Raw genomic sequence first — 14,399 nt, 5'->3', positions numbered from 1 at the left:
CCTCCGCCCAGGCTCACGCGCCCCGGACTCCCCGTTAGACCGGCTTGCAGAGTTTGCCCGGTGGGATGGTGGCTTGGGCGAGCAGTTGGTTCACAGACTCCGACATCGGCTTGAGCTGCGGGTCCTCGATGCGGGCCGTCTTCCCGTTCGCGGTGACCGCGAGGATCATGTCGTCGGGGTGCCGGGTGCTCGGCTTGGTAGGAGTGAGACTGGCCCAGTCGACCTGTTGTGCGGCGGTCTGGATGGTTGTCAGCAGGGTGGCGTCCAGCTTGCACCGGACCGTGGCCTTGCCGCGCGAGGTCACCGTCGCGACGCCGTCGGCGCCGATCACCACCTTGTCGTCGAAGCCCGCGAAGCCACCGGTCCGGCTGACCGTGATCGGCAGAGCCGTGCCGACCGGAGTCGACTGGGTCACCGTGGGTGTGCTGCTGGGCAGCGTGGGGGGCGCGGACGGCGTACCGCCCGCACCATCGCCGGACTCGGCACCACAGCCGACCAGGACCAGTCCGGCGACGGTGCTGATCGTGGCGACCACTGCGTATCTGCTGAGGTTCCTCACGCACCATGGATACCTCTAGCCGGCCGGTTCGTTGCAGCTGTGACACGACCGAAATGTTCTTGTTAGACCACCCGCGACACCAGGTCGACCAGCACGCGGGTGAGCCGGACGCGGTCCTCGAACATCGCGAGCGTCGCGTCGTTGGTGGTCTTGGTGATCTGCTCCAGCGGCAGCGCGGTGAACGTCGCCCGGGCGCACAGTGAGCCGAGATAGCCGTACAGCACCTGCTCCTCGGTCACCTGCATCCCATCCTCGGCCAGGCCCTTCAGGAACGCCTTGAAGATCACGTCGTGCACCGCCGGCAGCGCGTCGGGCGCCAGCTCACCGGCATGCGCCAGTCCGACGAGCAACTGCCCCAGGTCGAACCCGACCGCCTGCGGGCAGTCGAACCCCCAGTCGATCACCACGAACTCGTCCGGATTCCCCTCCGGAACCAGCAGATTCTGCGGACTCGCGTCCCCGTGCTGGTAGCACTGCGGCAGCGCGTCGAGCGCGTCCAGTACGGCGGGCAAGCGCTCACCCAGGTCGAGCAGGTCGTCACGCAGACGGTGGTCGCCCAGATGGCAGACCGCCGCGGCCAGCAGCGGCTGCCGCCACGTCTGCGGGTCGGCGATGGTCGGCAGGGCGGTCATCATCACGCGGCCGCCGGTGTAGTACCGCAGCCCGACGCCGGGGGTGGTGATGTTGCCGCGGGGGAGCAGTGGCTCGACCAGATGCGGCTGACGACGGGCGGAGAGGCGCCCGAGCAGGTACGCCGCCCGCTCGAACCGCTCCATCGGCCATGGACCCGGCTCCTGGATGACATTCTCCATCCAGAGAGTGCCGCGATCGTCGTCGTACAGATCAATGCGGTACGCCGTGGCCAGCCGCAGGCCGTCCGGGAGCACGTCCGCGATGCCACTGCGGTGGACGGCGATCTCCAGCTGCCACGGCAGGTTCTGGATGAACGCGGCACGGAACTGATCGGGTACCGAGTCGATGTACGCCCAGTGCCGGACCGACTGGAGCTTCTTGATGAAGCAGGACCAGTCGAGCGTGTCGCCGCCGGCCGTGGTCGCCGTACCGAAGAGCCGGAACAGGGCCTCAGTGCTTGGAGTGCCGATCGGGTAGTCGACCGGCTCGACCCGGACCGCGCCGGTCCGGGCGGCCGGGTCCCCGGTGATGGTCCGGACCAGATCGGTCAGATCGTCGTCGCGCAGGGCGTCGCGGCCCAGTGGTTCCAGAGTGGTGATCATGCGTCCCCCCAAAGCAGTCTGCCGCCCATCGTCCGCCCGCGCCTTCTGCCAGTCTTCAGAGGCAGCACGGAAAGAAGTAAAGCAGCCTTACTACCGAGATAGTAAAGTTGCCTTATGACTTCCGTCAACGGCCTTTCGGGCGCACCCGCCGACCCGGTCAGGTCCGATCACATCGCCGGGTTGCTCGGACTCGTGATGGCGCGATTACGGGCAGAGATCCTGGCCGACTCCGAGCAGGCGTTCCCGGGGCTACGGGTGTCGCACTACCGGCTGCTCGAGATGATCCCGCCGGAGGGCGGCCGGATCACCGACCTGGCCGAGGCCGCCGGGATGACGAAGCAGGGCCTCGGGCAGCACGTCGACTACCTGCAGCGGCTGGGGTTCACCGAGTCGGACCGGCTGCGCGGCGACCGCCGGGTCCGGCTGGTACGCCGTACGCCGCGAGGTGACGAGGCGGTCGAGTTCAGCCGGGCCGCGATCGGCCGCGTGGAAGAGTTGTGGGAACAGCGGTTGGGCCGCGAAAGGTACGACGTACTGCGCGAAACCCTCAAGCTTCTGGGACGTTAGCCGACCTGGTACGTCGCGATGCTGACGGCGATGTAGTGGCAGACGAACGCGGCCACGGTGAAGGCGTGGAAGATCTCGTGGAAGCCGAACCACAGCGGTGACGGGTTCGGCCGCTTGGTGCCGTAGACGACCGCGCCGATCGAGTAGAGCCCGCCGCCGACCGCGATCAGCGTGACCACCGCCGCGCCGCCCTCGTGGTAGATGTCGCCCATCCAGAAGATCGCCACCCAGCCGAGGGCGAGGTAGATCGGCGTGTAGAGCCAGCGCGGTGCGCTCACCCAGAAGATCCGGAACAGGATGCCGAGCAGCGCCCCACCCCAGACCAGGCCGAGCATCAGCAGCCGGTTGTCGCCGTGCAGCAGGACCATCCCGAGCGGCGTGTAGGTGCCGGCGATCAGCAGGAAGATGTTGCTGTGGTCGAGCCGGCGCAGGATCGCCTCACCGGTCGGCCCCCAGTAGAACCGGTGGTACAGCGCGGAGATGCCGAACAGCAGCATCGCGCCCATGGTGTAGACCGCGGCGGCCCAGCGGGCCTCGGCGCCGGGGGCGAGACAGATCAGCACGATGCCGGCAGCGGTCGCGAACGGGAAGGTGCCGGCGTGCAGCCAGCCGCGAAGCTTGGGCTTCAGCGGCGCGAGTCTTCCGGACAGCCGGTGACCGACTTCCTGGGGCTGGGCGCTGGTAGCGGTCATCGCCGTCCTTTCGAGGGGTGCCGGGCGGTTCAGTACCTACGCAACCGTAACCTACGGGACCGTAGGTTCGATCGTCCATAAGCATGAAATGTAGGCGACATCACCCGTTGGCACACCGCCACCCGCGTGTCCGACGCACGAACTTCGGCGAAAGTTCGAAGTCCCCGGCAGCTTTCTCCGAGCCGCTCCGCGCCCTCTCAACAGCGGCCGATCTGGGCTAGCCTCGTGACCGAGAGTCTTCGAGGAGAGCACCTGCCCATGCGGACACCTGGCAAGCAAAAGCTGCGCGACGCGGTGTACGGCCTGTACGAACGCCGGCTGGTCCGATCGCTGTCGCCGGACCGGATCCCGCGGCACATCGGCGTCATCATCGACGGCAACCGGCGCTGGGCCCGGGCCGTCGGCGACCCAGTGTCGCGCGGTCACGAGGCCGGGGCGAACAAGATCGTCGAGTTCCTCGACTGGTGCGACGACGTCGGCGTCAAGGTCGTCACCGTCTGGATGCTCTCGACCGACAACCTGAGCCGGCCGAGCGACGAGTTGGAGCCACTGCTGCGGATCATCGAGCAGACCGTCGACGAGCTGACCGCCATCGGCCGTTGGCGGATCCACCCGGTCGGTGCGCTCGACCTGTTGCCCGGCGCCACCGCCGAGACACTCAAGGCGGCCGAGACGGCCACGCATGAAGTCGACGGGATGCTGGTCAACGTCGCGGTCGGGTACGGCGGCCGCCGCGAGCTGGCCGATGCGGTCCGGTCGCTCCTGCTCGAGGAAGCCGCGCAGGGCATCTCCATCGAGGAGCTGGCCGAGCGCGTCGACGTCGAGCACATCGCGCGGCACCTGTACACGAAGGGCCAGCCGGACCCGGACCTGGTCATCCGGACGTCGGGCGAGCAGCGACTCGGCGGCTTCCTGCTCTGGCAGAGCGCGCTGAGCGAGTTCTACTTCTGTGAAGCCCTGTGGCCGGATTTCCGGCATGTCGACTTCCTGCGGGCGATCCGGAGCTACGCACAACGGGAGCGCCGCTTCGGGACGTGACCCCGCGTCCGCAGCGTGCACACGTCGTACGTCGTCGCAGGTAGTAGGCGTACGTCGCCGTACCCAGGGCGGCTCCCCAGACCACCCAGAGGATCCCGGGACCGTTGAGGGCCCAGGTGTCGCCGTCCAAGGGGAGCTGGGTGTTCATCAAACCGGCCGGGACCAGTATGACGGCCACCACCGAGGCCGGGATGATCGCGAGGAGTGGTGGGACGCGCTTGCCCGCCTTGAACCAGATCCAGCGCGGATAGACCTCGCCCCAGCGGTGCACCAGGCCGTGGGTCAGGATGCCGCCGCCGACGCCCATCACGGCCAGCCCGAGGCCCATCGCCAGCATGCCGGGCGTGTCGGCCATCATCTGGTGGAACTCGTCGCTGATCCCGACCGGCCAGCCGAAGAACCACGCCACCCGGGTGAACTCGTACGGCAGGTTGGCGGCCACCGCGACGATGACCGCGATGCGACCCCAGCGAACGGCTTCCCGCGGTGTCGTCCAGGCCGGATCGGGGCGATCGCTGCGACCGCAGGAAACACAGGCGTTCCGGCTGCGGCGGTGGTACGCGATCGCGGTGGCCGCCCACAGCAGACCACCGACGAACACGATGATCAGGTTCACCCGGTGCCAATAGAGGATGTCGCCCACGCCGCCCTGTTCACCCGGTACGCCGGTGAACGCGAAGACGACCAGTGCAGGGGCGAGGGCAACTATCGCGATCAGTGTGTAGTCAGGGATCACCACCGCGAGCCCGACGGCCAGTACGGCCGCGATTGTCTGCAGCACCCAACCCCGGGCCGGGCGTCTGGTCATCACGATCGCCAGCACAGCGCCACCGAGCCCGATGGCCGCCATGACCGGGGCCACGACGTGGGCGGGCGTGCCCTCCAGGATCGAGGCGGTTGCACGATCATCGGTCACTTTCGCGAACGGGTAGCCGGCTCCGCCGAAGGCCCAGTGGACGCCCAGAACGCCGTACGTCAGGGACCACAGAGCCGTCGCGTACCCGGTCCACACCGGCCAGTTCTTCCGCATGTGACGAGACTGTCGCGCAGCGTCGCGGACCGGATCACTCCGCAGGGTGAACGACCTCCCCCGCGTGGGGGGAAGAAGTAACACGCCGTTAACCCCGTGGCCGGGCGTGTCGGAATGCGGGGTTTGCGCCGCCGACCTACGCTCCTTAGTGACGGTCGGAGGGGAAGCCGGCTGTCCGGGAGGCCCGATCAGCTTGAGAATCGTTCGCCAGCCGGTTGCCCCATGAGGGGCAGAACGGAGTGCCCGAGACCTCGCGTCTCGATCTCACTGGTTCCCGGATCTGCCCGTGCGGCGATCCGGAGGGGATCTGCACCAGATCCCCGGGCCAGCTCCCGGTCCATCACCTAACCACTGGTGGGCCGGGCGTGGTGCACGTCGCGGCCCGAGAGGACGTGCGACATGGCTGCCACCCACGCCAAGGCGTCAAGTACCTCATCCACACCGGCCCAGCGCACCTTTGTGCTGGACACCTCGGTGCTGCTGTCCGACCCGCACGCGATGCTGCGGTTCGACGAGCACGAGGTGGTCGTCCCGGTGGTCGTCGTCACCGAATTGGAGGCCAAACGGCATCACCCGGAACTCGGCTACTTCGCTCGCACAGCGCTGCGGCTGCTCGACGAGCTCCGGATCCAGTACGGACGTCTGGACGCGCCCCTGCCAGTGGGGGAGAAGGGTGGAACCCTCCGGGTCGAACTGAACCACACCGATCCGGAGAGCCTGCCGGCCGGTTTCCGGCTCGGCGACAACGACAGCCGCATCCTGGCCGTGGCCTGCAACTTCAAGTCCGAGGGCCGGGACGTCACGCTGGTCTCGAAGGACCTGCCGATGCGGGTCAAGGCGTCGGCCTGTGGCCTGATGGCCGAGGAGTACCGGGCCGAGCTGACGCTGGAGTCCGGCTGGACCGGGATGAGCGAGCTCGAGGTCGAGACCCACGTGGTGGACGACCTGTACGAGAACGGCGTACTGGAACTGCCGCAGGCCGGCGAGTTCCCGACCCATACCGGGTTGGTGCTGCTGTCCGAGCGGGGCAGCGCGCTCGGCCGGGTGATGCCGGACAAGCGGGTCCGGCTGGTCCGGGGTGACCGGGAGGCGTTCGGGATTCGCGGCCGGTCGGCCGAGCAGCGGGTCGCGCTCGATCTCCTGCTGGACCCCGACGTCGGGATCATCTCGCTCGGCGGTCGGGCCGGCACCGGCAAGTCCGCGCTCGCGCTCTGCGCCGGTCTCGAGGCGGTGATGGAACGGCGGCAGCACAAGAAGGTGGTCGTCTTCCGGCCGCTGTTCGCGGTCGGCGGCCAGGAGCTCGGCTACCTGCCCGGCTCGGAGTCGGAGAAGATGCAGCCGTGGGCGCAGGCCGTGTACGACACGCTCGGCGCGCTGACCAGCAGTGACGTGATCGACGAGGTGATCGACCGCGGCATGCTCGAGGTGCTGCCGCTGACCCACATCCGCGGCCGCTCGCTGCATGACGCGTTCGTGATCGTCGACGAGGCCCAGTCGCTGGAGCGCAACGTGCTGCTGACGGTGCTCTCGCGGGTCGGTGCGAACTCGAGGGTGGTGCTCACCCACGACGTCGCTCAGCGGGACAACCTGCGGGTCGGCCGGCACGACGGAGTGGTCGCGGTGGTCGAGCAACTGAAGGGACACCCGCTGTTCGCGCACGTCACCCTGACCCGCTCGGAGCGGTCGCCGATCGCCGCGCTGGTCACCGAGATGCTGGACGATCTGCAGCTGTAAGGAGCGTTTCTACCCTTAGGTAATCTCTGTCTGTAAAGCACGCGTAAGACTTCCGCGTGCACGGTGCGGTCGCCCGTCGGGCGGCCGCACCGTTGTCTGTGACCTGCTTGTGATCACGGTCGGTTTACGCCAGAGTATGTTCCTGTTGCCAGCCGACGGGGGTCGGGTTTCCTCGGAAGGACAGATGAAAGCGAAGCGCTCCGTCGCGGTTCTCTCAGTGACTGGAATCGTCGTCGTCTCCGTTGTCGCCGGTATCGACCTCTTCAGCTCCCCCGGGAGCAGCGTCGCCTCGGAACAGGTGTCCGGCCGGGCCGAGATGGCCGTGCTGAACAGCGAGAAGGCCCGCGCGGTGAAGACGCCCTCGCCCAAGGGACTGTCCCCCGAGGAGCAGGCCCAGGAGGTCATCCGGCTGCGCAACCAGATCGAGGCCGTCGAGGCCCAGCGCAAGGCGACCCAGGACAAGGCCGCCATGGTCCGCGCGGCCAAGAACGCGGCCCTGAAGCGGTACAAGGCGCTGCAGGAGAAGGACAACGACTCGCGCGAGGAGCGGGCCAGCCGCGACGCCGAGCGGAAGAAGCTCGAGGGCACGCCCAAGGAGGTCGCGATGAACCTCCTGCCCGACCACGGCTGGGGCGAGAGCCAGTTCAGCTGCCTCGAGAAGCTGTGGAACAAGGAGTCTCGCTGGCAGGTCGACGCCGACAACCCGACCTCCTCTGCGTACGGCATCCCGCAGGCACTGCCCGGCTACCGGATGGCGGCGTACGGCTCGGACTGGCGGACCAACCCGGTCACCCAGATCAAGTGGGGCCTGGACTACATCGAGGACGCGTACGGCTCCCCGTGCTCGGCCTGGGGCCACTCGCAGGCCAAGGGCTGGTACTGAGCCCGTTCCGTGGTGTTTCCGTGCTGATCGCGGAGGCGCGTACGAGCGTCTGACCGGCAAGCTTCGAGGAGTAGGAATCACCTCTTCGAAGGAGTCATCATGGCACTCGTCATCTCGGGCATCTCGATGTCGCTGGACGGCTACATCACCGGTCCGGACGTGACCAGGGAACACCAGCTCGGCGTCGGCGGCGACATCCTGCACCGCTGGCTCTGGGAGCCGTTCCCGGAGGACACCGCGGTTCTCGACGGCATGGTCGCCTCGGCCGGAGCGATCCTGATGGGCCGCCGGTCCTACGACCTGGCTGAGGGCGACGGAGGCTGGGGCGACGGCGGTCCGGCCGGGCAGCTTCCGTGCTTCGTGCTCACCCACAACCCACCCGCTGCTGAGACCGTGCGGGCGCCGAAGGTGTTCACGTTCGTCAGTGAGGGCATCGAGGCGGCGGTCAAGGCGGCCAAGGATGCGGCCGGCGACCGGGTCGTCGGGGTGCACGGCGCGAGCGCGGCGCAGCAGTGCCTGGCCGCCGGACTGCTGGACGAGATCCAGATTCATCTGGTGCCGGTTCTGCTGCAGTCGGGGACCCCGCTGTTCGAGAACGTCGGAAGCCGGCAGTACCAGCTGGAGCGGACCGACGTCGTACCGTCGGGCAACGCCACGCACCTGCGGTTCAAGGTGCACTACTGAGGCCTGGCAGGATGTCGGCGTGCCGGAGATCGCGCGGGGGAGCACTGAACGGGGCGAGCTGGTCCTGCGGCGGCGTGACGACGACGGAGCCCTCGAGCTGCGGGTGAACGGCGTCTTCGTGATGGACGACCGTGAGACCTCCAGCGAGGAGCTGCTCGCGTCCGCCGCCCTGGCCTCGGTACGACGTCCTGACCGCGTCCTGGTCGGTGGTCTCGGGCTCGGCTACACCGTCCGTGCGTTGCTGACCGACGACCGGCTCGGTGAGGTCGTGGTCGCGGAGATCGAGCCGGACCTGGTCGCGTGGATGCGGTCGGGACTGGTGCCGTCGGTGCTGGACGATCCGCGGGTGTCCGTGGTCGTCAGCGATGTACGTGCGGTCGTTGCCGCGTCGTCCGATGCATCGCTCGACGGGATCCTGCTGGATGTGGACAACGGCCCGGACTTCCTTGTCTACAACGAGAACTCGGCCATCTACGCGTCGCCGTTCCTGACTGTCTGCCGGTCGAAGCTGCGGACTGGCGGCGTACTGACCGTCTGGTCCTCGTCGGCGTCGGATGCGTTGGAGACCGCGGTCACAGCTGTCTTCGGGGCGTGTGCGGTCACGCCCGTCCCGGTGACTTTGCAGGGGCGGGCGGAGACGTACTTCGTGTACCAGGGTTCGTTATCCACAGTTTGACAATCGGTCGTCGGCGACTGCGTGGAGCGACGTACTCTGCTGGTATGGGTGACAATGCGGAATTCAGGATCGAGCACGACACGATGGGCGAGGTCAAGGTGCCTCGGGAGGCGTTGTGGCGGGCGCAGACCCAGCGTGCGGTGGAGAACTTCCCGATCTCCGGCCGGCCGCTGGCGCCGGCGCTCATCCACGCGCTCGCCCAGATCAAGGCCTCGGCGGCGGTGGTGAACGCCGAGCTCGGCGTGCTGGACGGAGAGCGATCGGCCGCGATCGTGGCCGCCGCGGACCAGGTGACCAGCGGTGAGTACGACGCTGAGTTCCCGATCGACGTGTTCCAGACCGGCTCCGGCACGTCGACGAACATGAACGTCAACGAGGTGCTGGCCACGCTCGCGACCCGCGCCCTCGGCAGCGACGTGCATCCGAACGACCACGTGAACGCGTCGCAGTCGAGCAACGACACGTTCCCGTCCTCGATCCACGTCGCCGCGACCGCGGGCGTCGTCCAGGAGCTGCTGCCGGCGCTCGAGCACCTGGCGGAATCCCTGTCTCGTAAGGGATCCGAGTTCGGCGAGGTGGTCAAGTCCGGGCGCACCCACCTGATGGACGCGACGCCGGTGACGCTCGGGCAGGAGTTCAACGGGTACGCGCAGCAGGTGCGGCGCGGTGCGGAGCGGGTGCGTGCGACGCTGGCGCGGGTCGCCGAGCTTCCACTGGGCGGCACGGCAGTCGGGACCGGGATCAACACACCACCAGGGTTTGCGGCCAAGGTGATCACGGAGCTGAACCGGCGTACCGGTCTGGAGTTGAGCGAGGCCGACGACCACTTCGAGGCGCAGGGTGCGCGCGACGGTCTGGTCGAGTTGTCGGGGCAGCTGAAGACGATCGCGGTCAGCCTGACCAAGATCTGCAACGACCTGCGCTGGATGGGATCCGGGCCGCGCGCCGGGCTCGGCGAGATCGCCCTGCCGGACCTGCAACCGGGCTCGAGCATCATGCCGGGCAAGGTGAACCCGGTGATCTGCGAGGCGACGCTGATGGTCGCCGCGCAGGTGATCGGCAACGACACCACGATCACCGTGGCCGGTGCCGGCGGCAACTTCGAGCTGAACGTGATGCTGCCGGTGATCGCCCGCAATCTGCTCGAGTCGATCACCCTGCTGGCGAACAGTTCCCGGCTGCTGGCCGACCGTTGCGTCGACGGCATCACCGCGAACGTCGACCACGCCCGTGCGCTGGCCGAGTCGTCGCCGTCGATCGTGACACCGCTGAACCGCTACATCGGCTACGAGAACGCCGCCGCGGTCGCGAAGAGCGCGCTCAAACAGGGCAAGACCATCCGCGAGGTCGTGATCGAGAACGGGCACGTCGAGAAGGGTGATCTGACCGAGGAGCAGTTGGACGCGGCCCTCGACGTACTGTCCATGACCCGGCCGGCCCAGCCGTGACGGCAGCCGCGGCGCGGGCGCGCTTCTGGCAGCCGGGGACCACGATCGAGTGGGTGTACGAGGGGACCGGACGGCACGCGGACAAGCCGAACGTCCGGCCGATGACCGTGGTGCGTGACGATGAGGACGGCCTGGTGGCCTGGCTCGCTCCGGGCACGCCGCTGATCAAGCCCGTGCTGGTGGACGGCCGGGAGACCAGGTCCGCCGGTCCGGTCGCGATGTTCACCGAGGACCGGGTGCTGAAGCTCGATGTCTGGCGCGGGACGGGGATCCTCAAGGTGCTGCCGCCGGGCAAGCCGTGGTCGGTCTGGCACTTCTGGGCCGAGGACGGCAGCTTCCGCGGTTGGTACGTGAACCTCGAGGCCCCGCACGTGCGCGACGCGGAGGCACGCCGGACCAGCACCGTCGACCACGTCCTTGACCTGTGGATCCGGCCGGATCGCATGATCGAGTGGAAGGACGAGGACGAACTGGAGGGTGCGGTCACCGCGGGGCGCTTCACGGCGGCCGAGGCTGAGCGGATCATCGCCGATGCCCACGCGGCCGTCCGTGACATCGAGGCCTGGACGTCGCCGTTCTCGGACGGCTGGCAGACGTGGACCGCGCCACCGGACTGGCGGTTGCCGACGGCGCCGACGTCGCATCAGCCGGTCCTGATCGCCGAGGAGCTGCACAGTTGAGCGCGCAGGCGCTGCTCCTCTCTGGCGGTGGGGGAGTTGGCAAGACCACAGTCGCTCAGGCGATCGCCCGCCTCCTGACGGCCGATCGTCACCCGACCGCCGTCGTCGACCTGGACGCCGTGGGCCAGTTCGGCCCGCCGCCACCGGCACCGGCCGCGGCACTGGATGCGGCGCTGCATGCGGCGTCGGATGCGGTGTCGGATGCGGTGTCGGATTCTGGGCTCCGGTTTCATGACCGGCTCAAGGCGCGCAACCTTGCGGCCGTCTGGCCCACCTACCGCGACGCGGGCGCCCGCTTCCTGATCGTGAGCGGGCATGTCGAGACCACCGAGCTCAAAGCGGCGTACACGGAGGCGCTCGCCGACTGCGACGTACGGATAGTCAGGGTGCTGACCCCGCCGGACCTCGTTGCAGCGCGGACCCGGTTGACCCGTGGACCCGACTGGGACCTGCAGGCGGCACTGGCCGAGGCCGCCGCTCACCAGCCGATCGAGGACTTCACAGTCACCAACGACGGCTCCCCGGCGGAGACCGCGGCCCAGATCCTCGGCAAGGCCGGCTGGCGCATCGGCTGACCGCTCACAACGGGTGCATCACGAGCGGTTCCTTCTGCCCGGTTCGGACTTACCTTGGAATCATGTACACCATCGAGCTGGAAGCCGAGGAACTGCAACTACTGCGATCCGCCCTCGGGAGCTACCTCCAGGCCTTCGGCCACAACGAAGCCGACCTCGTGCGAGCCGCCAGGGCCGTCCTGGTCAAGCTCCCCGAGCCGGTCCAAAGCCAGGCCAGCTGAGGTCAGCGCTGCTCAGGTTCCAGTACGGCGACCGGAATCGTGCGCTTGGCCTTGGTCGCGAACCGACCGATGCCCGGGTCCTCGCGCAGGATGACATCAGTCCACGCGGTCTGCCGCTCCACCCCGGTCAACTCCCGCGGACGCATCCGGACGTGCTTCGCGCCGAGCTGCACGTCGGTCACCTCGACCGCGCGCAGGTTGCAGAACCAGTCCGGATCCTGCCGGGAGCCCGACCCGGTTCCCCACACCAGTAGCCCATCCGGCGCCTCCAGGTAGCGCACGCAGGTCGAGTGCGGTACTCCGGTCCGCCGGCCGGGCGTGGTCAGCATCAGGACGTGCACGTCCTTGCTCCCACTCGCAAACCGCCCATCGAGCGTGCGATACATCCACACCCCGATCCGATTCCCCATCCGCAGCATCCGCCGACCCATCACAACCACCCCCGCTCCCGAGCGTCCGGCGATCACCCGCCGACGTCAACCACTCGGCTCAGTCGCAGGTGCGGACCGCCAGGCCATCACAACAGCCGTCACCACCTGGCACTCACGCTCAGCGGCGCCGACGAGGGCCGATGGTGATGGCCCGCAGGTTCAGCTCCTCCGACGGACGGGCTTGCGGGTGTGCTCTGCTCACTTCCCCGCAGGTTCAGCTTCTGGGGCGGACGGTGAGGGGGACTGGTTTGCGGGTGTCGGTGAAGAAATCGTTGCCCTTGTCGTCCACCACGACGAACGCCGGGAAGTCCTCGACCTCGATCTTCCAGACAGCTTCCATCCCGAGCTCGGCGTACTCGACCACATCGACCGACTTGATGCAGTCCTGCGCGAGCCGGGCCGCCGGACCGCCGATCGAGCCGAGATAGAAGCCGCCGTGCTCCTTGCACGCCTGCGTCACCTTGGCCGAGCGGTTGCCCTTGGCAAGCATCACGAACGATCCACCGGCGGCCTGGAACTGATCGACGTACGCATCCATCCGGCCGGCCGTCGTCGGCCCGAAGGACCCGGAGGCGTACCCCTCCGGGGTCTTCGCCGGACCCGCGTAGTACACGGCGTGGTCGCGCAGGTACTGCGGCATCGGCTCGCCCGCGTCCAGCCGCTCCTTGATCTTCGCGTGCGCGATGTCCCGCGCGACGACCAACGGGCCGCTCAGCGACAGCCTGGTCTTCACGGGCAGCTTGGTCAGCTCCGCGCGGATCTCACTCATCGGCCGGTTCAGGTCGATCCGGACCACCTCGGTCTCGTCGGCGAGGTGCTCGTCGGTGGTGTCCGGCAGGAACCGCGCCGGGTCCCGCTCGAGTTGCTCCAGGAACACACCCTCCGGCGTGATCTTCGCCAGCGCCTGCCGGTCCGCCGAGCACGACACAGCGATTGCGACCGGGCAGGACGCGCCGTGCCGCGGCAGCCGGATCACCCGCACGTCGTGGCAGAAGTACTTGCCGCCGAATTGCGCGCCGATCCCGAACGCCTGCGTGAGCTTGAAGACCTCCTCCTCGAGCTCCAGGTCGCGGAACCCGTGCCCCACCGGCGATCCCGAGGTCGGCAACGAGTCGAGGTAGTGCGCGGAGGCGTACTTCGCGGTCTTCAGCGCGTACTCCGCCGAGGTGCCGCCGACCACGATCGCCAGGTGGTACGGCGGGCAGGCTGCCGTACCGAGGGAGCGGATCTTCTCGTCCAGGAACTTCATCATCCCGTCCGGGTTGAGCACCGCCTTGGTCTCCTGGAACAGGAACGACTTGTTCGCCGAGCCGCCACCCTTGGCCATGAACAGGAACTTGTACGCCGGGTCGCCGTGGTCCGGAGTCGAGTACAGCTCGACCTGGGCCGGCAGGTTGGAGCCGGTGTTCTTCTCCTCCCACATGGTCAGCGGGGCCATCTGCGAGTAGCGCAGGTTCAGCTTGGTGTACGCGTCGTACACCCCGCGGCTGATCCACTCCTCGTCGGCCGCCCCGGTGAGCACGCCCTCGGACTTCTTGCCCATCACGATCGCGGTCCCGGTGTCCTGGCACATCGGCAGTACGCCGCCGGCCGAGATGTTCGCGTTCTTCAGCAGGTCGAGTGCGACGAACCGGTCGTTCCCGGACGCCTCCGGGTCGTCGATGATCCGGCGCAACTGCTCCAGGTGCGCAGTCCGCAGGTAGTGCGAGATGTCGTGCATCGCCTCCGCGGTCAGCGTCCGCAGTACGTCGGGCTCGATCTGCAGGAACGTCCGGTCGCCAGCCGTGAACGTACTGACACCTTCGGTCGTCAGCAGCCGGTACTCCGTGTCGTCGGCACCCAGGGGTAACAGATCGGAGTAGTTGAAGTCGGCGGACACCGGCGTACCTCCATGGCATGTGGTCTGGCTGAGCCAACTTTATCCGGCGGGCTCAGGGGCGGGATCA

At 68.2% G+C, this 14,399-nt stretch carries 15 protein-coding genes; 10 read left to right on the top strand and 5 right to left on the bottom strand.

Going from position 1 to position 14,399, the window contains the following annotated elements:
* Positions 1–34 precede the first annotated feature (34 nt).
* A complete protein-coding gene (locus ACIBG5_RS36995) occupies positions 35–559 on the bottom strand; it encodes a hypothetical protein (RefSeq protein WP_396396366.1) in 525 nt (174 codons plus the stop codon).
* 62 nt (positions 560–621) lie between these two features.
* Positions 622–1,794, bottom strand: a complete 1,173-nt coding sequence (locus ACIBG5_RS36990) for a phosphotransferase (protein ID WP_396396364.1) — start codon at positions 1,792–1,794, stop codon at positions 622–624.
* Between the two features lie 114 nt (positions 1,795–1,908).
* Here ACIBG5_RS36990 and ACIBG5_RS36985 point away from each other — a divergent pair, with 114 nt between their 5' ends.
* Positions 1,909–2,361 (top strand): MarR family winged helix-turn-helix transcriptional regulator, encoded by a 453-nt coding sequence (locus tag ACIBG5_RS36985; protein WP_396396362.1) that lies wholly within the window; start codon positions 1,909–1,911, stop codon positions 2,359–2,361.
* Here the strand turns inward: ACIBG5_RS36985 and ACIBG5_RS36980 are convergent.
* A complete protein-coding gene (locus ACIBG5_RS36980; RefSeq protein WP_396396360.1) occupies positions 2,358–3,053 on the bottom strand; it encodes a hemolysin III family protein in 696 nt (231 codons plus the stop codon). The genes ACIBG5_RS36985 and ACIBG5_RS36980 overlap by 4 nt on opposite strands.
* Before the next feature lie 258 nt (positions 3,054–3,311).
* Here ACIBG5_RS36980 and ACIBG5_RS36975 point away from each other — a divergent pair, with 258 nt between their 5' ends.
* From ACIBG5_RS36975 to ACIBG5_RS36935, 9 genes are all read left to right on the top strand, one after another.
* Positions 3,312–4,091, top strand: a complete 780-nt coding sequence (locus tag ACIBG5_RS36975) for an isoprenyl transferase (RefSeq protein WP_360441717.1) — start codon at positions 3,312–3,314, stop codon at positions 4,089–4,091.
* A 1,429-nt stretch (positions 4,092–5,520) separates the two neighbouring features.
* Positions 5,521–6,855: a PhoH family protein gene (locus tag ACIBG5_RS36970; protein WP_131516496.1), complete on the top strand. Its 1,335-nt coding sequence runs from the start codon at positions 5,521–5,523 to the stop codon at positions 6,853–6,855.
* Positions 6,856–7,072: 217 nt separating this feature from the next.
* The gene (locus ACIBG5_RS36965; RefSeq protein ID WP_396396358.1) at positions 7,073–7,738 is read left to right on the top strand and encodes a hypothetical protein; all 666 of its coding nucleotides are present in this window, start codon (positions 7,073–7,075) and stop codon (positions 7,736–7,738) included.
* A 99-nt stretch (positions 7,739–7,837) separates the two neighbouring features.
* Positions 7,838–8,422 carry a dihydrofolate reductase family protein gene (locus tag ACIBG5_RS36960; protein WP_396396356.1) on the top strand — a complete coding sequence of 195 codons (585 nt, stop codon included), beginning with the start codon at positions 7,838–7,840 and terminating at the stop codon, positions 8,420–8,422.
* 19 nt (positions 8,423–8,441) lie between these two features.
* A complete protein-coding gene (locus ACIBG5_RS36955; protein WP_396396355.1) occupies positions 8,442–9,098 on the top strand; it encodes a hypothetical protein in 657 nt (218 codons plus the stop codon).
* 44 nt (positions 9,099–9,142) lie between these two features.
* Entirely contained in the window at positions 9,143–10,546 is a 1,404-nt protein-coding gene (locus ACIBG5_RS36950; RefSeq protein ID WP_396396353.1) for a class II fumarate hydratase, read from the top strand.
* Positions 10,543–11,226 carry a DUF402 domain-containing protein gene (locus ACIBG5_RS36945; protein ID WP_396396352.1) on the top strand — a complete coding sequence of 228 codons (684 nt, stop codon included), beginning with the start codon at positions 10,543–10,545 and terminating at the stop codon, positions 11,224–11,226. Before ACIBG5_RS36950 ends, ACIBG5_RS36945 begins: the two co-directional genes overlap by 4 nt.
* The gene (locus tag ACIBG5_RS36940; RefSeq protein ID WP_396396351.1) at positions 11,223–11,801 is read left to right on the top strand and encodes a hypothetical protein; all 579 of its coding nucleotides are present in this window, start codon (positions 11,223–11,225) and stop codon (positions 11,799–11,801) included. Before ACIBG5_RS36945 ends, ACIBG5_RS36940 begins: the two co-directional genes overlap by 4 nt.
* Before the next feature lie 62 nt (positions 11,802–11,863).
* The gene (locus ACIBG5_RS36935; protein WP_360441696.1) at positions 11,864–12,022 is read left to right on the top strand and encodes a hypothetical protein; all 159 of its coding nucleotides are present in this window, start codon (positions 11,864–11,866) and stop codon (positions 12,020–12,022) included.
* A 2-nt stretch (positions 12,023–12,024) separates the two neighbouring features.
* On the opposite strand, the gene ACIBG5_RS36930 is transcribed toward ACIBG5_RS36935, so the two are convergent.
* Positions 12,025–12,453, bottom strand: coding sequence for a nitroreductase/quinone reductase family protein (locus tag ACIBG5_RS36930; RefSeq protein WP_396396349.1), 429 nt, complete (start codon positions 12,451–12,453; stop codon positions 12,025–12,027).
* Positions 12,454–12,667: 214 nt separating this feature from the next.
* A complete protein-coding gene (locus ACIBG5_RS36925) occupies positions 12,668–14,332 on the bottom strand; it encodes a fumarate hydratase (protein ID WP_396396348.1) in 1,665 nt (554 codons plus the stop codon).
* Positions 14,333–14,399 lie beyond the last annotated feature (67 nt).

This window comes from Kribbella sp. NPDC050241 (genome assembly GCF_044459685.1).
Taxonomy (GTDB): domain Bacteria; phylum Actinomycetota; class Actinomycetes; order Propionibacteriales; family Kribbellaceae; genus Kribbella.
This window is presented reverse-complemented; position numbering and strand designations above follow the sequence as displayed.